Origin of the sequence: Streptomyces asoensis (assembly GCF_016860545.1) — a bacterium.
GTDB classification, from domain to species: Bacteria; Actinomycetota; Actinomycetes; order Streptomycetales; family Streptomycetaceae; genus Streptomyces; species Streptomyces asoensis.
The window spans coordinates 1,177,443-1,196,725 of sequence record NZ_BNEB01000003.1; the positions used below are offsets into that span (position 1 = coordinate 1,177,443).

Annotated in this window: 21 protein-coding genes, 1 tRNA gene and 1 pseudogene; 17 read left to right on the plus strand and 6 right to left on the minus strand. The window is 73.3% G+C overall.

The window, feature by feature from the left end:
- The first annotated feature begins 163 nt into the window (after positions 1-163).
- Positions 164-385: a hypothetical protein gene (locus Saso_RS17950; protein ID WP_189923873.1), complete on the plus strand. Its 222-nt coding sequence runs from the start codon at positions 164-166 to the stop codon at positions 383-385.
- Positions 386-719: 334 nt separating this feature from the next.
- Here the strand turns inward: Saso_RS17950 and Saso_RS17955 are convergent, their stop codons facing one another.
- Positions 720-1,997, minus strand: coding sequence for a wax ester/triacylglycerol synthase domain-containing protein (locus tag Saso_RS17955; RefSeq protein ID WP_189923871.1), 1,278 nt, complete (start codon positions 1,995-1,997; stop codon positions 720-722).
- Between the two features lie 368 nt (positions 1,998-2,365).
- On the opposite strand from Saso_RS17955, the gene Saso_RS17960 reads away from it, so the two are divergent.
- Both Saso_RS17960 and Saso_RS17965 read left to right on the plus strand, forming a co-directional pair.
- Positions 2,366-3,565: a macrolide family glycosyltransferase gene (locus Saso_RS17960; RefSeq protein ID WP_229901356.1), complete on the plus strand. Its 1,200-nt coding sequence runs from the start codon at positions 2,366-2,368 to the stop codon at positions 3,563-3,565.
- Positions 3,566-3,618: 53 nt separating this feature from the next.
- Entirely contained in the window at positions 3,619-4,104 is a 486-nt protein-coding gene (locus Saso_RS17965; RefSeq protein ID WP_189923869.1) for an acyl-CoA thioesterase, read from the plus strand.
- Between the two features lie 36 nt (positions 4,105-4,140).
- On the opposite strand, the gene Saso_RS17970 is transcribed toward Saso_RS17965, so the two are convergent.
- The 3 genes from Saso_RS17970 to Saso_RS17980 form a co-directional block, all read right to left on the minus strand.
- Positions 4,141-6,180, minus strand: a complete 2,040-nt coding sequence (locus Saso_RS17970; RefSeq protein WP_189923867.1) for a copper resistance CopC/CopD family protein — start codon at positions 6,178-6,180, stop codon at positions 4,141-4,143.
- A 321-nt stretch (positions 6,181-6,501) separates the two neighbouring features.
- Positions 6,502-7,113: a GNAT family N-acetyltransferase gene (locus Saso_RS17975; protein ID WP_189923865.1), complete on the minus strand. Its 612-nt coding sequence runs from the start codon at positions 7,111-7,113 to the stop codon at positions 6,502-6,504.
- On the minus strand, positions 7,106-9,172 hold the full coding sequence (locus Saso_RS17980) for a penicillin acylase family protein (protein WP_189923864.1): 2,067 nt from the start codon (positions 9,170-9,172) through the stop codon (positions 7,106-7,108). Before Saso_RS17980 ends, Saso_RS17975 begins: the two co-directional genes overlap by 8 nt.
- 78 nt (positions 9,173-9,250) lie before the next feature.
- Here Saso_RS17980 and Saso_RS17985 point away from each other — a divergent pair, with 78 nt between their 5' ends.
- From Saso_RS17985 to Saso_RS38785, 4 genes are all read left to right on the plus strand, one after another.
- The gene (locus tag Saso_RS17985; RefSeq protein WP_189923862.1) at positions 9,251-9,997 is read left to right on the plus strand and encodes a siderophore-interacting protein; all 747 of its coding nucleotides are present in this window, start codon (positions 9,251-9,253) and stop codon (positions 9,995-9,997) included.
- A 24-nt stretch (positions 9,998-10,021) separates the two neighbouring features.
- Entirely contained in the window at positions 10,022-10,630 is a 609-nt protein-coding gene (locus tag Saso_RS17990; RefSeq protein ID WP_189923860.1) for an HhH-GPD-type base excision DNA repair protein, read from the plus strand.
- Between the two features lie 138 nt (positions 10,631-10,768).
- A complete protein-coding gene (locus tag Saso_RS17995) occupies positions 10,769-11,101 on the plus strand; it encodes a hypothetical protein (RefSeq protein WP_189923858.1) in 333 nt (110 codons plus the stop codon).
- A gap of 69 nt (positions 11,102-11,170) precedes the next feature.
- Positions 11,171-11,293: a hypothetical protein gene (locus Saso_RS38785; RefSeq protein WP_267926462.1), complete on the plus strand. Its 123-nt coding sequence runs from the start codon at positions 11,171-11,173 to the stop codon at positions 11,291-11,293.
- 19 nt (positions 11,294-11,312) lie between these two features.
- Here Saso_RS38785 and Saso_RS18000 read toward each other — a convergent pair.
- Positions 11,313-12,438, minus strand: a pseudogene (locus Saso_RS18000) (helicase HerA-like domain-containing protein).
- Positions 12,439-12,543: 105 nt separating this feature from the next.
- Between Saso_RS18000 and Saso_RS18005 the strand changes: the two are divergent.
- Together Saso_RS18005 and Saso_RS18010 are read left to right on the plus strand one after the other, a co-directional pair.
- Positions 12,544-12,840 carry a type II toxin-antitoxin system VapB family antitoxin gene (locus Saso_RS18005; protein ID WP_004943146.1) on the plus strand — a complete coding sequence of 99 codons (297 nt, stop codon included), beginning with the start codon at positions 12,544-12,546 and terminating at the stop codon, positions 12,838-12,840.
- 157 nt (positions 12,841-12,997) lie between these two features.
- The gene (locus Saso_RS18010) at positions 12,998-13,633 is read left to right on the plus strand and encodes a LytR C-terminal domain-containing protein (RefSeq protein ID WP_189924009.1); all 636 of its coding nucleotides are present in this window, start codon (positions 12,998-13,000) and stop codon (positions 13,631-13,633) included.
- 22 nt (positions 13,634-13,655) lie between these two features.
- Here the strand turns inward: Saso_RS18010 and upp are convergent, their stop codons facing one another.
- A complete protein-coding gene (gene upp, locus Saso_RS18015) occupies positions 13,656-14,291 on the minus strand; it encodes a uracil phosphoribosyltransferase (RefSeq protein WP_189923856.1) in 636 nt (211 codons plus the stop codon).
- Positions 14,292-14,459: 168 nt separating this feature from the next.
- Between upp and Saso_RS18020 the strand changes: the two genes are divergently transcribed.
- From Saso_RS18020 to Saso_RS18055, 8 genes are all read left to right on the plus strand, one after another.
- The gene (locus Saso_RS18020; RefSeq protein WP_189923854.1) at positions 14,460-14,663 is read left to right on the plus strand and encodes a hypothetical protein; all 204 of its coding nucleotides are present in this window, start codon (positions 14,460-14,462) and stop codon (positions 14,661-14,663) included.
- Positions 14,664-14,997: 334 nt separating this feature from the next.
- Positions 14,998-15,540, plus strand: a complete 543-nt coding sequence (locus tag Saso_RS18025) for a tRNA adenosine deaminase-associated protein (protein WP_189923852.1) — start codon at positions 14,998-15,000, stop codon at positions 15,538-15,540.
- A 50-nt stretch (positions 15,541-15,590) separates the two neighbouring features.
- Entirely contained in the window at positions 15,591-16,022 is a 432-nt protein-coding gene (gene tadA, locus Saso_RS18030) for a tRNA adenosine(34) deaminase TadA (RefSeq protein WP_189923850.1), read from the plus strand.
- Between the two features lie 56 nt (positions 16,023-16,078).
- Positions 16,079-16,163 (plus strand) — tRNA-Ser (locus Saso_RS18035).
- A gap of 246 nt (positions 16,164-16,409) precedes the next feature.
- Positions 16,410-16,586, plus strand: coding sequence for a hypothetical protein (locus tag Saso_RS18040; RefSeq protein WP_189923848.1), 177 nt, complete (start codon positions 16,410-16,412; stop codon positions 16,584-16,586).
- 18 nt (positions 16,587-16,604) lie between these two features.
- A complete protein-coding gene (locus tag Saso_RS18045) occupies positions 16,605-16,898 on the plus strand; it encodes a Dabb family protein (protein WP_189923846.1) in 294 nt (97 codons plus the stop codon).
- 207 nt (positions 16,899-17,105) lie between these two features.
- Positions 17,106-18,008 carry an RNA polymerase sigma factor SigF gene (locus Saso_RS18050; RefSeq protein WP_189923844.1) on the plus strand — a complete coding sequence of 301 codons (903 nt, stop codon included), beginning with the start codon at positions 17,106-17,108 and terminating at the stop codon, positions 18,006-18,008.
- A 345-nt stretch (positions 18,009-18,353) separates the two neighbouring features.
- Entirely contained in the window at positions 18,354-19,265 is a 912-nt protein-coding gene (locus Saso_RS18055; RefSeq protein WP_189923842.1) for an RNA polymerase sigma factor SigF, read from the plus strand.
- The last annotated feature ends 18 nt before the right edge of the window (positions 19,266-19,283 follow it).

Consider the following 19,283-nt stretch of genomic DNA (forward strand, 5'->3'; position numbering starts at 1 on the left):
CGATTGATGCGGGGGCCCGGACGGCCCGCCGACCGAACGGCCAGGTCAGCGGCGTACGGGGGCGCGTTTCGGCCGTCGTGGCGGATCACCTGCGGGGCATCTGTGACGAACAGCCGGGCAGAGGGCGGCCACGAGCGGTACATCCAGGCCCATACTGGAGGCAATGACAAAGCCAACTGCACCGAAGCGGTACCTGCCTACCAGCCCCTTCAAGGCTCCGGCCGCGCCCGCGCCGAAGCACTTCGCGGTGGGTGACCAGGTCACGCACGACATGTACGGTCTCGGCCGGGTGATCGGCATCGAGGACGGAATCGCCGCGCTCGTGGACTTCGGCTCGGCGCAAATGCGGATCTTGAGTCCCTACTCCAAGATGAGCAAGCTGTAGGACCGCTGTGCCCGGTCACGGCACACCAGGGCCCCTCGCGGCCCTGTGACGAATGGGAGACCTCTCATCGACCCGACTTCGCTGTTCTCCGCCCCGGAAGGGGCGAAGCACCACGCCGGCGCGGCATCGCCGCCTCCCGCGACGAACCCCTTCCAGGCCCCCGACTTCGGGGAGGACGACACCTTCCCGGCCGAGGACGCGCAGGTGTCCCTTCCCGGCCTGGGCACGGCTCGGCGCAGGGCGAGCTAGCCCCGGCCGGCGACGGTGGTGTCGCGAACGGCCGCCGGAAAGGCCGCCGACGTCGACACGTCGGCGGCCTTTCCCGTCCCGCGGGTCAGCCGGTGCCCCGGGCGAGCACGGTCAGTTCGTCGAGGAACGCCTCCGCCAGCAGGACGGCGTCCTGACTGCCCGAGTTGGTGGCGACGCTCAGCGTGTGGCCCGGTGAGCAGCCGCCCAGCGCGAAGGTGACCGTGTCGGTCGGGGGCACCATCGGGACGATGGTGAGGTGCCGCAGGGTCCGTCCGGCCAGCGTCCGGCCCCGCTCGCGCAGATGGACGTAGGAGCAGGCCGCCGGCGCGTACGCGGGGGCGAAGATCTTTCCGCCGGCCAGTGCCAGGGTCGCCCCGGGAACCGCCCCGAGCGTGCCCTCGACCAGCCGCTCCGAGGCCCGCCGGGGCCGGGTGACGGTGGTCAGCAGTCCGGTGCACGCGGCCAGCCGGGCCGTCGGGTCGGCCAGCGCCACCGGCGCGGGGACCCGGACGTTGGCGAACGCGTTGCCCAGGAACTCACCGCAGTCGTCCGGCCGTTCGTCGACCGGCACCGACAGCCACACCTGTCCGGACCCCGCGGACGGCGAGGCCGACAGACAGGAGCGCAGGACCCCCGACACGGTGGCGAGGAACACCTCGTTGGTGCTCGCGGGCCGCGCGGAGCCCGCTTCTCCCACCCGCACGGCCTCGCGCGCGGCCTTCAGCACATCGGCCCGCAGCCGGACGACGGTGTACGCGGGCTCCCGGGCACCCCGGTGCGGCAGGGGCACCGCGCGGCCCGCCGTCAGCAGGCCCGGCGCGCCCCCCGCCGCCGGGCCGGGGCGCGCGGTCCGGCGGCGCGGCCCCGGCACGGCCTGCGAGGAGGGGCCGTCCAGCGGCAGGCCGTCGTCGAGGAGCGCGCGCAGCAGCGTGGTCAGGGAACGGCCGTCGAGCAGGCTGTGATGCATCCGGAACAGCAGGGAGAACTCGCCTTCCGTGCTGCCGGGCAGCAGGTGCAGGCTCCACGGCGGCCGGCCGGCCGGGAACGGGGTGTGGAACCACCGGCCGACCGCCTCGCGCAGGGTGTCGTCCGCGCCGCCGACCTGCTCGGCCGGGCTGTGGCCGTCCCGCCGCGCCCAGCGGTGCCGGCCGGTCCACCAGGCGGGGCCCGTCCGGCCGACGCCGGGGGCCACCAGGGTCTGGGTGAGCCGGGGCAGCGCCTTCCAGCGCTCCTCCACCAGGGCCCGCAGCTCGTCCAGCGAGGGCGGGGCGCCCTCGAAGTCCAGGGCGATCCCGGCGTTGGGCGGGCCGAACGGCCAGCGGGCCATCCCCTCTTCCATCAAGGGCAGATGCGATCCGGGCATGAGACTGCTCCTGTCATGGGCCGTCCCCGTCGTGGGCCGGTCCTGTCGTGGGCCGGCTGCTGGGGGACGACGTCCTGTACCCCCAACGGCCGATCGGACCGGCGGTCACGTCCGCCGCGTCACCGACCTCCCACCGGGTCGCCGACCTCCCGCCGGGCCTCACCCCGACAGGTGTCCGGGCGTGCCCCGTCAGGGGTGGACCACTGTCAACGCGTGGCCGCGCGGGCTCCCTGATGGGGTGACACTGCCGCAGGTTTGCGGTCACGAGCGGTGTAGTTGCGCCTTTAATCGGGACTTCGCGTCCGCCGTTGGGGCGCCCGTCCTGTCGTTCCCCGCCCCGGCTCCGTGCCGGACAGGAGTTGCGTGCCGTGCCTGGTACCCATCCGCATCCCGCGCCCGTCGCCGCGCCCGCCCGTGAGCCGTTCCCCGCGCACGTCGCCGTGTTCAACGTTCCGATGCACGGGCACGTCAATCCGACTCTGGGCGTCGTCGAGGAGCTCGTACGGCGGGGGCACCGGGTCAGTTACGCCGTCACCGAGGACTTCGTGCACCAGGTGAAGGCGGCCGGTGCCGAACCCGTGCTCTACCCGGACCCGGGGGACGGCTCGGAGGCGCCGGAGGACATGGGCGAGGGGTTCGAGCGGGTCGTGGACGTGGCCCTGGCGTCCCTGCCGGTGCTGGCGCGGGCGTACGGCACGGACCGCCCCGACCTGGTGCTGTGCGACATCTACGCCTTCGCGGGCCTGCTGCTCGCGGCACGCTGGCAGGTGCCGGCCGTCGTGGCCTCCCCCACCCACCTCGCCTACGACGGCATCGTCCCGGAGTTCTTCGGTGTGCCCGGGCTCCCGCAGCTGCCGGGCTTCGGACGGCTGGCGGCCGCCTTCGCCGAGCAGGGCGTCGACAGCACGCGCATCCACGACCTCGTCCGGCCCGAGCACGCCGTCGCGTTCTTCCCCCGGTCCTTCCAGCGCCGGGCCGACACCGTCGCCGCACAGCGCGTCGCGTACGCCGGGCCGGCCCTCGGCGACCGCTCCTACCAGGGGTCCTGGCGCCCGCCCCGGCCGGACGTGCCGGTGCTGCTCGTCTCGCTGGGTTCCCAGTTCACCCGGCGTCCGGAGTTCTACCGCTCCTGTGTGCAGGCCTTCGCCGAGCTGCCCTGGCACGTGGTCATGTCCGTCGGCCCGGCCGTCCCGGTGGACGGGCTGGGGCCGCTGCCCGCCAACGTCGAGGTCCATCCGCACGTGCCCCAACTGGCGGTGCTCGCCCACGCCGACGCCTTCGTCACCCACGCCGGGATGGGCGGCACGATGGAGGCCCTGCACTTCGGCGTCCCGCTGGTGGCGGTCCCGCAGATGGCCGAGCAGCGGGTGAACGCCGACCGGATCGAACGCCTCAGGCTGGGCGTCCACCTGCCGCGCGAGAGCGTCACTCCCGAGGCGCTGCGCGAGGCCGTCCTGCGCGTCTCGTCCGACCGGGACATCCGCGCGGGCGTGGCCGCCATGCGCCGGGAGATCGCGGCGGCCGGCGGTGCGGGAGCCGCCGCCGACCTGATCGAGCGGGCCCTGTAGTCCGCCTTCCCCGTGGCCCCGGCCCCCGTTCCGATGTTCCGAGGAGTGACATCTTGACCCACGCCCTGGCGGCCGACGTCCGCCGCACCAGCACGGGGCGCCCGCCCCTGGAGGAGCCGGACTGCCGGCCGCACCTCTACCTCCGCCAGGTCCGTATGAGCGACCTGGACTCCATGAACCACGTGAACAACGTCCGGCTGCTGGAGATGATCCAGGACGCCCACATGGACATGTTCTATCTGCGTCCCGGACTGCCGGGGCAGGAGATCCGCCCCAGGTTCGTCTACGCACGCCACGAACTCGACTACACGGAACCCCTCGTGCTCCAGCCGGAGCCGGTCACCATCACCACGACCATCGGCGACCTGCGCCGTTCGACGTTCCGCGTCACGAGCCGGGTCACGCGTGACGCCCAGGTGTTCTGCACCTGCGTGAGCACGGCGGTCGCCTACGACCCGGACGCCCGGTGCTCCCGCCGGCTCGAGGAGGCCGAACTGGCCCTCGCGGCCCGCCACGCCACCCCGGCCCCGGCGCGCTGACCGGCCGACCGGGCCGCGGCCGCCGTCCGGGCCGTCTCAGCCCCCGATCCGTACCGGCTTCGACTCGCTGACCTGATCGACGTCCGACACCCGCACCGTCACCTTCATCTCCCAGCTGCCCGCGATGGGCAGGTTGACCGCGTCGGCGGCCCAGTAGCCGCCCCGGTCGGTGACCTTGGCGTCGAGGGGGCCGATGTCCTGGTCGGGAAGGCTGAAGGAGACGCGCAGTTCGGGGACGGTGACGAAGCCGCCGCCGGCGCCGTAGACCACCGCCTGGAGCCCGTTGTCGCCGACCTGGCCCGGGTCGAGGGTCACCTGCACCTTGCCGCTGACGCCACGGACCGCGGGGTCGTCGGAGTCGATGGTGAAGGGGATGGTCGTCACGGAGGCCACGGGCAGCCCGGCGGACTGCTCCGCCGTGGCGGCCTCGGCCGCCGCCCGGCCCGGCAGGGTGCCCGTCAGCACGGTGGTGAGGACGAGCACGACGACGGAGACGACGACCTCGGCCAGCACGGAACGGCGCAGCGACCGGCGCCGGGCGTCCTCGGCCGGTGAGAGCGGTGCCGCGGCCGGCGGCCTGGCCGCCTTCGGCAGCGGCGCGTCGGCCCCCGGGCCGTCCGCCGCCGAACCGTTCTCCGGTCCGTCCGTCGTGTCCCCGGTGGGAGCGTCCGCCGGGGCGGGCGCCGCGCCTGCCGCGGATCCGTCCCCCGGGCCGCCCGTCCCGCCTGCCCCGGTACCCGCCGTGCTCGGCGCACCCGCGGTACCCACCGTGCCGTGGACGGTGTTCGCGGCGAGGCCGTCCGCCGCGCTGCGGGCCCCTCCGCCGACCGGCTCCGGTATCCGGGCCTCCTGCCTCTCGGGCGCCTCCCGCTCCCCGGTCGTCTCCACCGTCACGCTCCTCGCCGTCCTTTCGCCCCGCACCGTCCGCCGGGATCGCGCACCGGCCACCAGCAGCAGCGTCACCGCGGCCAGCTTGGCCAGCAGGACCCGTCCGTACGTCGTGTCCGTCAGCGCGGACACCGAGCCCAGGCCGCGCCAGGACTGGTAGACACCCGTCACCACCAGGACGGTCACCGCGATGCCCGCCACCTGGGAGAAGCGGTTGACGACCCGCGACGGGACCGAGGCGCGGTGGAACAGGGTGAGCAGGGCGGTCAGGCCGCCCAGCCAGACCGCCATCGCGAGCAGGTGCAGCACCGTCGACGTCATCGCCGCCGGGACCTGGATGCCGGCCGACGCGTGTTCGGCGGCGGCCCAGGTCAGGGCCAGCGCCACGGCCGGCACGGCGACCGTCGCCGACTCGGTGCGGGAGCGCCGCTCCGGCAGGGCCTTCCCGTCCCGCAGCGCCCTGCGCTGCCGCAGGAGCAGGACCGCGACCACGGCGAGCAGCGCGAGGCGCGCCACCAGGGCCAGTCCCGGCCGGGTGCCCAGCGTGCGGGTCAGCTCCGAGGGGTCCAGCATCTTCGCCGGTCCGGTCCCGGTCTCGTACGGGCCGCGGAGCAGCAGCAGGAACACGGTCGATCCGGCGAGCGCCCACCAGCCGGCCACCAGCAGCCTGCCGAGCGGGCGCACGTTCGGCGGGCGGCAGACGACGGCGAAGGCGGACGTGCCGATGAGCAGCGCCGCCGCGAGGTAGGCGAAGTAGCGGCCGATGTTGAAGAGACCGGCGGTGAGCGGGTTCTCCACGGAGGTGCTGGGCAGCGGCGGCGGGATCGCGGAGGGCTTGCCCACCGAGAAGGTGAAGGCGCCCGCGATCGGGTGGCTGTCCGCCGACACGACGCGCCAGGCCACGGTGAAGGTCCCGGTGCCGAGCTTGGCGGGGAGTTCGACCCGGGCGGTGTCGGCGCGGCCGCCCGCGTGGCCGGTGCTGCCCGTCGCGACCCGCTTGTTGTCGGGGTCGAAGACGCGGAAGGAGTCGTCGAGCAGGCCTACGGACTCGGTGAAGGTGAGCGTGATGGAGCGGGGGGCCGTCTTGACGACGCTTCCGTCGGCGGGGTCGGCGCCGCGCAGGGCCGCGTGGGCGGAGGCCGGTCCGCCGCCGAGGAGGAGCAGGACCAGCACGGTGCCCAGCAGCACCAGCCCCTGAACCCCCCGCCGTCCGCCGGACCGCCGGGGCCGGGCCGTGGGCCCACCGCCGGACCGTCCGCCGCCGGGTCGTGCGTCGGCGTGCCGCCCACCGCCGTGTCGTACGCCCTCTCGCCCCTGACTCACGTCACCGCTCCGCCTTGCTTGAGACTCGACACCCGTGTGCTTGCGGTTACGTACGCAGGCACGGGCCATCCGGTTCACCGGCCCCCGCCCACCCGGCCGCCAGGGCGACACCGGGCACGGCGAGGGCGGTCGAGTATCCCAGCCCCCTCCCCGGACCACCGAGCGGCGGGGCGGCAGGGCGGCGGGTCAGGCGGGGAACGCGGTCTCGCGGCGGAGGAAGGCCAGTCGGGCGCGCTTCTCGGGCAGGTGGACGTCCGGCAGGTCGATCTCGGGCAGGGTCACGAGCGGTCCCGGTTCGAAGCCCTGCCGGAAGAAGCGGGCGATCGCCTTCTCGTTGCGCACGTCCGGGTCGACCACGACACGCGGCCGGTCCAGGCCGACCAGCACGTACGCCGCGAACACGCCCATCAGCGCCGCCGACCAGCCCGGCCGGGCCCCTCGCTCGCCGGCCGGCCCGATGAGCAGGTGGACGCCGATGTCGCCGGGTTCGACGGGGTAGCACTCGCCGACCCGGTCCTCGGTGGGCTCGTAGGTCTGGAGCAGGGCGACCGGGACGCCGTCCAGCTCGGCGAGGAACGCGTGGTGGGTGTCCAGTCCGGTCATGTGGGCGTAGACCTCGGCGACCTGGTCGCGTGTCAGGCCGTTCATGCCCCAGAACGCGGCCCGCTCCTCGCTCACCCAGCCGTGGACGACGTCCGCGTCCCGCTCGGCGTCGAGCGGCCGCAGGGCGACGGTGCCCAGCCCGGCGACCACCTGCTCGTACACGTACCCGTCCTCGCCGCGTGCGCGGTCACTCATCGTCGCTCTCCTTCGTCAGCAGGGCCCAGTCGGTGACGACCGGGGCCAGTTCGCCCCTGAGCCACAGGGGGAGCTGGTCGTGGTGGTGGGGGCGGCCGGGGACGCCGGACGCGCCGAACGGGACGATCCACAGGCTGTCCTCGCGGCGGGCCAGGTCCCACACGTAGCGGGCGGCCGGGCCGCGCGCGGCGAGGTCGGTCCAGCCCGGCACGGCCGAGGTGCACAGCACGCAGTCGTGGTCGCCGGACAGCTCGGGGGCCTCCTGGGCGGGATCGGGCAGCGCCCGCCAGGGGGCGAGGCGGTGGGTGTCGCCCCACCGCGCCCGCGGTTGCCCGGCGGCCTCCTCCAGTGCCTCCCGCACCAGCGCCGTCCGGTCGATCCCGTACAACTCCTCGGCGCGCAGCAGGTGTTCGAGGGCGTAGCCGATGCGCGGGACCAGGGCAAGCCAGGGCAGGAACACCTCCGGGTAGGCGGGCGGGGCGGTGAGGGGCCCGAAGGCCGGATGGGCGGCGAGGCGGCGGACCAGGGCGCCGCGCAGGGCCGCGAACCCGGCCGCGTCCTGGCTGCCGGCGTCCATCCGGCGGTCCCAGCGCAGCAGGCGGTCGCGCAGCGCGGCGGCCGGGCCGGTCAGGTCGCCGAGGTCGGACAGCCGGTCCAGCAGGGGCGCGGCGGAGGCCAGCAGGGTGTCCGTGTGGACGGCCGGCATCAGGGGCGCGGACCAGTGCGGGCGCTCCTCCAGCAGCGTCCGGATGCGGTCGGCGCGGTGCGGCGGGGCGAACTCGACGCCCAGTTCCGCGGCGGGGCCCCGCTGGTTGGCCATCACCGCGAGGCCGTCGGTCAGTCCCGCGCGGGGCATCTCGTGCCAGCCGGTCCACTCGTGGCCGGGTTCCCAGGCGGGCACCAGCCGGGTGCCGTTCGCGGCGGGGCGCTGCGGCACCCGGCCCGCGACCCGGTGCAGCAGGCCGCCCTCGGTGTCGGCGGCCTGGACGACGTTGACGGGTTCGGCCCAGTGGTCGAGGGCGCGGTCCACGTCGGCGACCAGGCGGGCCCTGAGCAGCGGGAGAAGGGCGTCGAAGCCCAGGTGGGCGGTGACGCGGGGCGGGTAGCGCAGGGCCAGGGCGAGCGGGGTGCCGTCGTCGAGGCCCTCCGGACCGCCCGCGATCACGGGTCCGCGCGCGGTCTCGAGGATCTCCACCTCGACGCTCTCCTCGCCCGCTACGCGCACGAGTTCGGTGTGCCGGGCGACCCGCTGCCAGGTGCCGTCCGGGCCGAGTGCCTCGACGCCCGCGCCGGTGCGGCGCAGGCGTTCGCGGTAGAGGTCCTGGTAGTCGGCCATGGCGTTGGTGATGGCCCAGGCGACCGTGCCGGTGTGGCCGAAGTGGGCGATGCCGGGGACGCCCGGCACGGCGAGCCCGACGACGTCGAACTCGTCGCAGGCCAGCCGGATCTGCTGGTAGACGCCGGGGTCCTCGACGAAGCGGTGCGGGTCCCCGGCGATGATCGGCCGGCCGGTGACCGTGCGGTCGCCGCTCAGCAGCCAGCCGTTGCTGCCGGAGGTGCCGGGTCCGTCGGTGGCGAACAGGCCGACCGCGCCGGGGCCGAGGTGCCGGGCGGCCTCCTCGCGCCACAGCTTGGCGGGGAACCCGGCGAACAGGATGTGGGTGGCCAGCCAGACGGCGAGCGGGGTCCAGGGTTCCCAGCGGCCGGGGGCGAGACCGGTGCGGGCGAACTCCGGGGCGTCGGTGCCGGCCAGCCCCTCGTTGACGCCGTCGACGTAGGCCCGCACCCAGTCCGCGGTCTCCGGGTCCTTTGCGCGCAGGGTGTCGAAGCAGCGTCTCGCCGTGTCGTCGAGGCGGGCGCGGCGCACGAAGAGGTCCCAGGGGAGGGACTCGGGGCCGAGGAAGGACGCCGAGGTGCCGCGCGCCCGGTGCCGTTCGACCTCCAGCTGCCAGGCGCGGTCGCGGGCCGTCACCCTTCCCTGGAGCCGGGCCAGCGAGCGGGCGTCGTCGGCGCGCAGATGCGGAACGCCCCAGGCGTCACGGTAGATCTCGGTGGTCACCCTGTGGCCCCTTTTTCCTTTAGGTTAGGCTTACCTAAGCAAGTTGTGCCGAAATCGTACGCGCGGGGCGGAGAGGTCATGGCGCAGGGGCGGGGCTGGGAGGGCACGGTCCTCAGACTGATGCGTGCGAAGGACTTCACGCTCACGGTCACGGGCGTGGAGGAGGTCACCGGCGAGTACCGCCGGCTGCTCCTCTCGGACGGCGGGCTGCTCGCCGCGACCGGCGTCCACCCCACGATCTGGATCCGGCTCTGGTTCGAGAACGCGGGCCGGCCCCACCAGCGGGCCTACACCCTGGTCGACCCCGACCCGGCGGCCGGCGCCTTCGCCCTGGAGTTCGCGCTGCACGAGGGCGCGGCCAGCGACTGGGCGCGGGCGGCGAAGCCCGGTGACACCATCGAGGCGACCGTCCAGGGCACCGGCTTCGAACCGCCCGCCCCGGCCCCCTCGCACGTCCTCGTGATCGGCGACCCGGCCTCGCTGCCCGCCATCAACTCCCTGCTCGGCACGGGAGAGGGGGCGCTCGGCTCGGCGCCCGCGACCGTCTGGTTCGAGGGCTCGCCCGACGGCGCGGACGGCGGCCTCCCCTTCCGCACCGACCCCGCGCGCCACGAGATACGGCACGTGGTGAGGGCCGACGCCGGCGCCGCTCTCGTGGAACGCGTGAGGGCCGAGCTGCCCGCCCTCCTGGCGGCCACCACCGACCCGTACGTCTGGATCGCCTGCGACACCCGCACCACCAGGACGCTGTCGGCCTACGTGCGCAAGGAACTCGGCCTCCCCAAGGAGCGGCTGCACGCGCTCGGGTACTGGCGCGCGAGCTGACGGCACAGGCGGGATCATCGACGCATGGACGTCACCCTTCACCTCTCCCAGGACCCCGAGGCCGACGAGCTCCTCGGGCGGTCCCCGCTCGCCGCGCTGGTCGGGATGCTGCTGGACCAGCAGGTTCCGATGGAGTGGGCGTTCAAGGGACCCCGCACGATCGCCGACCGCCTCGGCGCCGACGACCTGGACGCCCACGACATCGCCGCCCAGGACCCCGAGGCCTTCGCCGCGCTGCTCTCCGAGAAGCCGGCCGTGCACCGCTACCCCGGCTCCATGGCCAAGCGCGTCCAGCAGCTCTGCCAGTACCTGGTCGAGCACTACGACGGTGACGCCGGCGCCGTGTGGAAGGGCGTCGGCAGCGGCAAGGAGCTGCTCGGACGGCTCCAGGAGCTGCCCGGCTTCGGGAAGCAGAAGGCGCAGATCTTCCTCGCGCTGCTGGGCAAGCAGCTCGGAGTGCGGCCCACCGGCTGGCGGGAGGCGGCCGGCGCCTACGGCGAGCCGAAGTCCTTCCGGTCCGTCGCCGACATCACCGGCCCGGAGTCCCTGGTGAAGGTGCGGGCGCACAAACAGGAGATGAAGGCGGCGGCGAAGGCCGCGAAAGCCACGAAGGCGGCGGAGGCGGCCGGTTAGCCGTTCGTCCGTCCGGGTGAACCGGTCGGACGTCCGGCGGGCCCGTCGGCCCTGCGGGCGGTCCGGTTGTCCGCCGGACGGGTGGTTACGGCCTCCGGCGTGCTGAGAGCGGGGCGTGTCGCGGGGAGATGACCTCTCATGAGCCCCGCAGCCCGTCACCCCCGCAGCCGTACCTGGCCGTGGGCACTCGTGCTGCTGCTCGCCCTGCTGGTCGCGGGCCCGGCAGCCGGACTCCCGGCGGCGCCCGCCACCACCACCGCCGCGACCACCGGCACCGCCGAGGTCACCGAGTACGACGTCCTCGGCACCTCGCTGCGGGCGGCGCCCTGTGTCCACCGCCCCGCCGCGCCGCCGCGCCCCGCGCCGCTGCCGCACCCGGTGCCCGGCGCCCCCGCGGTCCGCCCGGGCCCGGCGCCGTCCGAGCCGTCGTACACCCCGCACGTCCCGCGCACCGTGGTCCTGCGCTGCTGACGGACACCGCTGTCAGGCAGGTCCGTCCGGCGATCACGCTCACGCGTGGAACAGGTGAGGGAAACAGTCATGCCCACAGACCCGTATGCGATCCTGCGCGCCCTGCTGCGCGCGGAGGCCGTGCGCAGCACACCGAAACCGCAGGTGAAGGAAGCGAAACCGCAGCAGCCCCGGGAACGACGGGAGCGCTGACCGGGCGGCGGGGGCGGGTCTACCGCCTCCGCCGGGCCGTACCGAAGAGCGAACGGGTGATCTCGCGGCCGAGCTGCGTGCCGACGGAACGGGCCAGGGACCTGAACACGCCGCTGTCGACGACCTGCTCGACGACGGACCGCTCCTTCCCCCCTCCCTTCGCCTCCTTCGCCTCCTTCGCCTCCTCGGTCTCTGCCTTCGTCCCCTCCGTCTTTCCCCGCGCCTCCTCCCCCTTCTTCCCCTCGCGTCCGGTCTTCGCCCCGTGTCCGGCGGGACGGGCCGCCAGCTTCTCGAACGCGGATTCTCTGTCCACAGCCTGTGCATACCGCTCGTGGAGCGGGGACTCCCGCACGGCCCGCTCGAGGACCTCCCCGTCCACGGGACCCATCAGGGACTCCGGTGCGCGCAGCCGAGACGACACCCCGTCCGTCGGGGGCCGTGCGCAGGAAGGCGGCCGTGTCGAACTCCGGCTCACCGAAGAAGGCCGCCGCGCCCTGCGCCTCGAAGGCGGTGAGGGACCGCTGGATCACCCCGGCCGTGGCCGCCGACAGCCCGCCGATGTCCCTCAGCTCCGGCCGCCCCTCCTCGGAGGTGAGGAAGGCGACGACCGCGCGCAGGTCCTTGAGGTCGAGCAGGTCGAGGCCCTTGCGGTCCGCGTAGTGGAAGACCAGGCCGAGGGACTGCTCCTGGGTCCGGTTGAGCTGGAGCACCTTGGCGAGGAGCACCGGCCCGAAACCGGTGACCGTGGCCCGCAGCGGGATGCCGTGCCCGAGGCCGCCAAGCGCGTAGAACTCGGCCGGGAAGCCGGTCGCCGTCCATTTCTGGCCGACTTCCGCCGCCCGGCCCCGTACCCGGTCGTCCGCCGCGCCCGGCGCCGAGACTCCGGACAGATCGCCCTTCACGTCGGCGAGGAAGACGGGCACCCCCTGCGCCGAGAGCTGCTCGGTGATCAGCTGGAGTGTCTTGGTCTTGCCGGTGCCGGTGGCGCCCGCGACCAGACCGTGCCTGTTCAGCATGGGAAGCGGGATCCGGACGGGGGCCGCGGGCAGGCACGCCCCGTCCCACAGCAGCGCGCCCAGGTCCAGGGCGGGCCCGGAGAACGCGTACCCGGCGGCGATGTCAGCCGCGCTCGTCGACCCGGCCATCGGCAGCCCCTCGTTCCGTTTTACCCCCGTTCATCACGTCTTTTCCAGCGTCGCACTCCGTCTCCATGGCTGCGCCCGGAACGTCTGGACCGGTAGGCTTTCCGTGTGATCTTCAAGCGCATCGGAAACGGCCGGCCGTACCCCGACCACGGCCGGGAAAGCACCCGGCAGTGGGCGGACGTCGCGCCGCGCCCGGTCCGCCTCGATCAGCTGGTGACCACGAAGCAGCAGCTCGACCTGGAAACCCTGCTCGCGGAGGACTCCACCTTCTACGGCGACCTCTTCGCGCACGTCGTGAAGTGGCAGGGCGACCTGTATCTGGAGGACGGTCTGCACCGCGCGGTGCGGGCGGCGCTCCAGCAGCGGCAGGTCCTGCACGCGCGCGTGCTCGAACTGGACTGACCCTCCGCCGAATCCCGCTCCCGACCAGGGCGACCCCTCACCGGTTGACCCTTTCGGGTGCTTTCCCGTGTCTCGGCCTATGTCGGATGATCGTTTATTCGTCACGGCCGCTCGGGCGCACTACGCTGCGCCCATGAGCATGCTGACTCCCCCCGGCATGGGCGGCAAGTACCGGATCACGGGGGACAAGTACCCCCGTATGCGCCCCCACCGACGCCGCGGCCGACTGGCCGTCGTGGTCGTCGCCTGCGGTGCCGTACTGGGCGTGGCCGGCTGGGGCACGCTCCAGCTCATCGACGTCTTCACGGGCGGCGGGGGGACGGCCACGGCAGCCGGTACCGGCTGCCCGGCCCGGACGAAGGCGAGCCCCGCGGCCTCCGCGTCGGCCGTCGCCGCAGCCGGCGTGGGCGCGGTGCCCAAGCCCGCGCAGATCACCGTGAACGTCTTCAACGCCACCACCCGCAGCGGCCTGGCCAAGACCACCGCGGACGAGCTGCGGAAACGTGGCTTCAAGATCGGCGAGGTGGGCAACGCCGCGAAGCAGTACGACAAGAAGGTCGCCGGTGCCGGGATACTGCTCGGCCCCGCGTCCTCGCTGAACACCTCGCTGCCCGTGCTCGCCACGCAGCTGACCGCCGCCGAGCGCCGCACCGACGCCGCACGGGCGGGGACGGCGGTCGACCTGATCATCGGCAACCGGTTCAAGGCGCTGACCAGCCCCGCGGCCTCGGTCAAGGCGCTGACGGCCCTGGCCGCGCCGCAGCCGACGCCGTCCACCAAGAAGGGCTGCTAGCGGCAGCCCCGCACCGCCCGGGTCATTCGGCCGCGCCGTACAGGCGGTCGCCCGCGTCGCCCAGGCCGGGGACGATGTACCCGTGCTCGTTCAGGTGGTCGTCGACCGCCGCCGTGACGACGGTGACCGGGGTGCCCGCGAGCTCGCGCTCCATGAGCTCCACGCCCTCGGGAGCGGCCAGCAGCACCACGGCCGTCACGTCGTCCGCGCCCCGGCGGATCAGCTCGCGGATCGCGGCGACCAGGGTGCCGCCGGTGGCCAGCATCGGGTCCAGCACGTACACCTGGCGGCCCAGCAGGTCCTCCGGCATGCGCGTCGCGTACGTGGACGCCTCGAGCGTCTCCTCGTTGCGGATCATGCCCATGAAGCCGACCTCGGCGGTGGGCAGCAGCCGCATCATGCCGTCCAGCATGCCGAGTCCGGCCCGCAGGATCGGCACGACCAGCGGACGCGGGTACGAGAGCTTGACGCCGGTGGTCCGGGCGACCGGCGTGTTGATGTCGACCTGCTCGGTGCGCACATCACGCGTGGCCTCGTAGGCGAGCAGGGTGACCAGTTCGTCGGCCAGCCGGCGGAAGGTCGCGGAGTCCGTGCGCTCGTCGCGCAGCGTGGTGAGCTTGTGGGCGACCAGGGGGTGGTCGACGACGTGGAGACGCATGTCGACAACAGTAACCGGGCCGAACCCGCCCGGCGTCCCCACACACAGTGAACCTCTCCCCCTCACCTTGTCCCCCGGTCGGGCCTCCGACGGGCGTCAAACCGCCCGTCGGAGGGAAAGTGGGAGACAGATATGCAGACGGACCGGGGTACCCGGAGTGGTGTGCTGATGCCTGAGCTGCCCAACCTGCCCGACGACGACGCGCCCGGGTCGGCGCGGCCCGCCGAGACCGACGCCGAGCGCCGCAGGCGCCGCGCCCGGTTCCTGCGCGAGCTGGCCGAGGCCCGCGAACTGCGCGACCGGGTCCAGCCGCGCCGCGCCAAGACCGCCCGCCTGCGCCACCAGATGCGCATGCGCACCTTCCGCTGGTAGCGGCGGTCGTACGGGACTTGGGGCATACGGGGAAGATCACCACCGTCACGGGTGTCCCCGGGGGGCGGGCGTGCGTGGACGTACGGGAAAGCCGCGTACGATCCGCGATGGCGGCAACGAGTGCGCTGGTGAGTCACTCGCGGACGCGGCCGGGGACCCGGTCGGGCACGTGCGATCAAAACCACCGGACACAGGGAGCCGAAGACGTCCCCTGGACGCCTTGTTTCTGCCACGATTCCGAGTGGGTGGGGCTCGGAGCCTGAGCTCTCTCCGCCCGCAACCTCCGCCGGGGGGACCCCCAACCGGCACGCCTAAGACCAGTGGGAGAGTCACGGTGTACTTCGCCGCACTGCTCGCGCGCACCGAAGACGGGTGGGAAGCGAGCGACACGGAGCTGGACGATGTGGAGACCCTGTCGGATCTGGCCGAACTGGCCCGGGAGGCCTCTCCCGACGACGACACGGTGCTCGTGCTGATCGAGCAGGAGGACTCCTGGTTCGGGGTCGTCCGCATCGACGGCGAGGAGGACCCTCGCATCTTCGTCTCCGACGCCGCAGCCGCCGCCCGCAGCTCGTACGGCGAGATCCTGCTCACCGACGAACTGCTCGGCCGGGACCCGGACGACCAGGACGACCTGGACGCCCTCGACCTCGACGGCACCGAGGACGGTGAGGAGGAAGAGGACGAGGACGACAGCGCCGCCGGCACCGGCGGTGGCGGCTCGGCCGAGGCGGTGCCGCACGGCCCCGTCGGCGACGCCGGCATCCTCGACGACCTCGGCGTCGGCGAGAAGGAACTGAGGTCGCTGTCCTCGGACGCGGTCACCGAGATCGCCGACGCCCTCGGCGCCTCGGAGGTCCTGGAGACCGTCCGCTGACCGCACCCGGCACGGCGCCCGACCCCGTACGCGACCGCTGGCGGGCCGCGATGCGGCTCGCCCTGGACGAGGCACGGCTGGCCGCCCGGGACCAGGACGTCCCGGTCGGCGCCGTCGTGCTGGCCCCGGACGGCACGACGGTCCTCGCCCGGGGCCACAACGAACGTGAGGCCGGCGGCGATCCCACGGCCCACGCGGAGGTGCTCGCCGTCCGGCGGGCGGCCGCCGCGCTGGGCGAGTGGCGGCTGTCCGGCTGCACGCTGGTGGTGACCCTCGAACCGTGCACGATGTGCGCGGGCGCGCTCGTGCAGTCCCGGGTGGACCGGGTCGTCTACGGCGCCCGCGACGAGAAGGCGGGCGCCGCCGGCTCGCTCTGGGACGTCGTCCGCGACCGGCGGCTCAACCACCGCCCCGAGGTCGTCGAGGGCGTCCTCGCCGAAGAGTGCGCGGGCCTGCTCACGGAGTTCTTCCGCGACCGGTGATCCCCCCGCGGATACCGATTTCAAACCAGGCCCCGCCTTGCTGTAAGGTCTCCCTCGGTAGCGTGTCCGAGCGGCCGAAGGAGCTCGCCTCGAAAGCGAGTGTGGCGCAAGTCACCGAGGGTTCAAATCCCTCCGCTACCGCTTCTCGGAACGAAGGGTCCGGCTCCATGAGCCGGGCCCTTCGTCGTGTTCCCGGGCCCCTTCCTCCGTTCCGCAGCGGCGTGCCCGGGCGGGCGCTTCGGCAGGCGGCGACCCGCGGACGGTCTCGTGGGCGAGTCGTTCGGGAACGCGCCCGGGGTGGTCAAAAAGCGGTGTGAAAATCGCACTTGCGGTTACACTCGCCGCCGCGGCAAGAGGGCCCGAACGGGCGCATACAGGGGAGGCCAGGTGGCGGTGAACGCCAAGAAGATCGCCGTCTACGTACTCGTGGTCTTCGCGCTCTACGTGATCATCACGGACCCGGCCAGGGCCGCGGACTACGTCCAGATAGGGTTCCAGGGCATATCGGACGCCGCCAAGGCCGTCGGTGACTTCTTCACCTGGCTCGCCGACGGGGCCAAGTAGCACCCACCGGGAGTGCCCATGATCCGCCACCTGGTCCTTTTCAAGCTCAACGAGGGCGTCCGGCGCGACGACCCCCGGGTCGTGGAGGGCGAGGCCGCCTTCCGGTCGCTCGGCGGCCTGATCGAGGAGCTGCGCTTCTGGGAGCTGGGCTGGAACATCAGCGACCGGCCCATCGCCTACGACTTCGCGATCAACTCCGCGGTCGAGGACGCCGACGCCCTGAAGCGGTACATCGAGCACCCGGCGCACCAGGCGGGCGTCGCACTGTGGCGGGAGTTCGCCACCTGGGTGGTCGCCGACTACGAGTTCTGAGCCGCCCTTCCGGGCACGCCCCCGGGCGTTACGGAGCCCTCCGCCGGAACAGCGGGGGGCTCCGGGGCGTCCGGGGCCGGGACGGCGGCCCAACTTCTCCCTCAACACGGCGTTATGGGGTGCTTGCACACAGTGCACATGTCTTGTGATGCTATGACCGCTTTTGACGGATGAGTTGACCGATGTTGACCTGACGAAGAGGTGGCGTTGACCGTGTCGGCCAGTACTGCGCCACCTCAGGAAGAGGCTCCCCGGGCGTCCACCCCGGCACCGGCACAGGCGCCCGCCCTGGAGGCCGTCCCGGAACCCGCCCCGGACACCGCCCCGGAAGTGCCTCCCGAGCGGCGCCGCGGTGCCGACACCCGGGCGCTGACCCAGCTGCTCTTCGGCGAGCTCAAGGAGCTCCGGCCCGGCACGCCGGAGCACAACCGGGTGCGCGGGGCGCTCATCGAGGCCAACCTGCCGCTCGTGCGCTACGCGGCCGCCCGCTTCCGCTCCCGCAACGAACCGATGGAGGACGTCGTCCAGGTCGGCACCATCGGCCTGATCAACGCCATCGACCGGTTCGACCCGGACCGGGGCGTGCAGTTCCCGACGTTCGCCATGCCGACGGTCATCGGCGAGATCAAGCGGTACTTCCGCGACAACGTCCGCACGGTCCACGTACCGCGCCGGCTGCACGAGCTGTGGGTGCAGGTCAACAGCGCGACGGAGGACCTGACGACCGCGTTCGGCCGCACCCCGACCACGGCCGAGATCGCCGAACGGCTGCGCATCGGCGAGGACGAGGTGCTCTCCTGCATCGAGGCCGGCCGGTCGTACCACGCCACCTCGCTGGAAGCGGCCCAGGAGGGCGACGGCCTGCCCGGCCTGCTGGACCGGCTCGGCTACGAGGACCCCGCGCTGGACGGCGTGGAGCACCGCGACCTCGTACGCCACCTCCTGGTCCAGCTCCCCGAGCGCGAGCAGCGCATCCTCCTGCTGCGCTACTACAGCAACCTCACGCAGTCCCAGATCAGCGCGGAACTCGGGGTCTCGCAGATGCACGTGTCCCGGCTGCTCGCGCGCAGCTTCCAGCGGCTCCGCTCGGCCAACCGCATCGAGGCGTGACCCCGCACCCCGCGGGCACCCGCACCGGACCGGACGAACGCACCTCCGCACCCTGCGACACGTCACTCGATCCGGGATCGCAAGCCTGAGCGAGATGTCACCGCTGGGAGCGAATCGTCCCCCAGCGCACTTCCCGGCGAATATGCGCTGAAAAGCCGTCAGACCCCCTGTTTCCAGGGCTGTTTCGTCACTCACATGTCGACATGTCACTACAGCGTGTTGCCGACATGTGACATTCTGCCGGAAGCGCGTTTGCCGGGGCTTCGGCGCCGGTATTCAGGTGAAGGCTGACGTTCCTCAAGCGGAATGTCCGCCGCGACCGTCCCGCGACCCAAAGGGGGTGGCATGTCCGCAGATCAGGGCAGCTCGAAGGTGCTCACGCTCGCACAGAGCGAGTCCGCGCCCAGCGCGCCTGTTGAGCCCGTCGTGCTCGACGTGCTCGACGACGTCACGGCTCCCGAGGCCGCTCCGGCCCCGGCCCTCACGGCCACGGGGGCCATCGACACCCGCACCCTGTCCCGCTCCCTGTTCCTGCGACTGGCCACCCTCGCCGAGGACAGCCCGGAGCGCATGTACGTCCGGGACACCCTCATCGAGCTCAACCTCCCCCTCGTGCGTTACGCGGCGGCACGCTTCCGCTCGCGCAACGAACCGATGGAGGACATCGTCCAGGTCGGCACCATCGGCCTGATCAAGGCGATCGACCGCTTCGACTGCGAACGGGGCGTGGAGTTCCCGACGTTCGCCATGCCGACGGTCGTGGGCGAGATCAAGCGCTTCTTCCGCGACACGTCGTGGTCGGTGCGCGTCCCGCGCCGTCTCCAGGAGCTGCGCCTGGCCCTCACCAAGGCCAGCGACGAGCTCTCCCAGAAGCTGGACCGGTCACCGACGGTCGCCGAACTCGCCGCGGTGCTGGGCGTGTCCGAGGAGGACGTGGTCGACGGCCTCGCGGTCGGCAACGCCTACACGGCCTCCTCGCTGGACTCCCCGGCCCCCGAGGACGACGGCGGCGAGGGCTCGCTGGCCGACCGCCTCGGCTACGAGGACACGGCCCTGGAGGGCGTGGAGTACCGGGAGTCGCTGAAGCCGCTGCTGGCCAAGCTCCCGCCGCGCGAGCGCCGCATCATCATGCTGCGCTTCTTCGCCAACATGACCCAGTCCCAGATCGGCGAGGAGGTCGGCATCTCGCAGATGCACGTCTCCCGTCTCCTGACCCGGACCCTGGCGCAGCTGCGCGAGGGGCTCATCTCCGACTAGCCGGGAACGGTCGGGGAC

What these genes read in the sequence shown, in the direction of transcription:
- Saso_RS17950 (WP_189923873.1), top strand. Translation starts at nt 164, where the DNA reads ATGACAAAGCCAACTGCACCGAAGCGGTACCTGCCTACCAGCCCCTTC.
- Saso_RS17955 (WP_189923871.1), bottom strand. Translation starts at nt 1,997, where the DNA reads ATGCCCGGATCGCATCTGCCCTTGATGGAAGAGGGGATGGCCCGCTGG.
- Saso_RS17975 (WP_189923865.1), bottom strand. Translation starts at nt 7,113, where the DNA reads ATGAGTGACCGCGCACGCGGCGAGGACGGGTACGTGTACGAGCAGGTG.
- Saso_RS17985 (WP_189923862.1), top strand. Translation starts at nt 9,251, where the DNA reads ATGGCGCAGGGGCGGGGCTGGGAGGGCACGGTCCTCAGACTGATGCGT.
- Saso_RS17990 (WP_189923860.1), top strand. Translation starts at nt 10,022, where the DNA reads ATGGACGTCACCCTTCACCTCTCCCAGGACCCCGAGGCCGACGAGCTC.
- Saso_RS17995 (WP_189923858.1), top strand. Translation starts at nt 10,769, where the DNA reads ATGAGCCCCGCAGCCCGTCACCCCCGCAGCCGTACCTGGCCGTGGGCA.
- Saso_RS38785 (WP_267926462.1), top strand. Translation starts at nt 11,171, where the DNA reads ATGCCCACAGACCCGTATGCGATCCTGCGCGCCCTGCTGCGCGCGGAG.
- Saso_RS18010 (WP_189924009.1), top strand. Translation starts at nt 12,998, where the DNA reads ATGGGCGGCAAGTACCGGATCACGGGGGACAAGTACCCCCGTATGCGC.
- upp (WP_189923856.1), bottom strand. Translation starts at nt 14,291, where the DNA reads ATGCGTCTCCACGTCGTCGACCACCCCCTGGTCGCCCACAAGCTCACC.
- Saso_RS18020 (WP_189923854.1), top strand. Translation starts at nt 14,460, where the DNA reads ATGCCTGAGCTGCCCAACCTGCCCGACGACGACGCGCCCGGGTCGGCG.
- tadA (WP_189923850.1), top strand. Translation starts at nt 15,591, where the DNA reads ATGCGGCTCGCCCTGGACGAGGCACGGCTGGCCGCCCGGGACCAGGAC.
- Saso_RS18045 (WP_189923846.1), top strand. Translation starts at nt 16,605, where the DNA reads ATGATCCGCCACCTGGTCCTTTTCAAGCTCAACGAGGGCGTCCGGCGC.
- Saso_RS18055 (WP_189923842.1), top strand. Translation starts at nt 18,354, where the DNA reads ATGTCCGCAGATCAGGGCAGCTCGAAGGTGCTCACGCTCGCACAGAGC.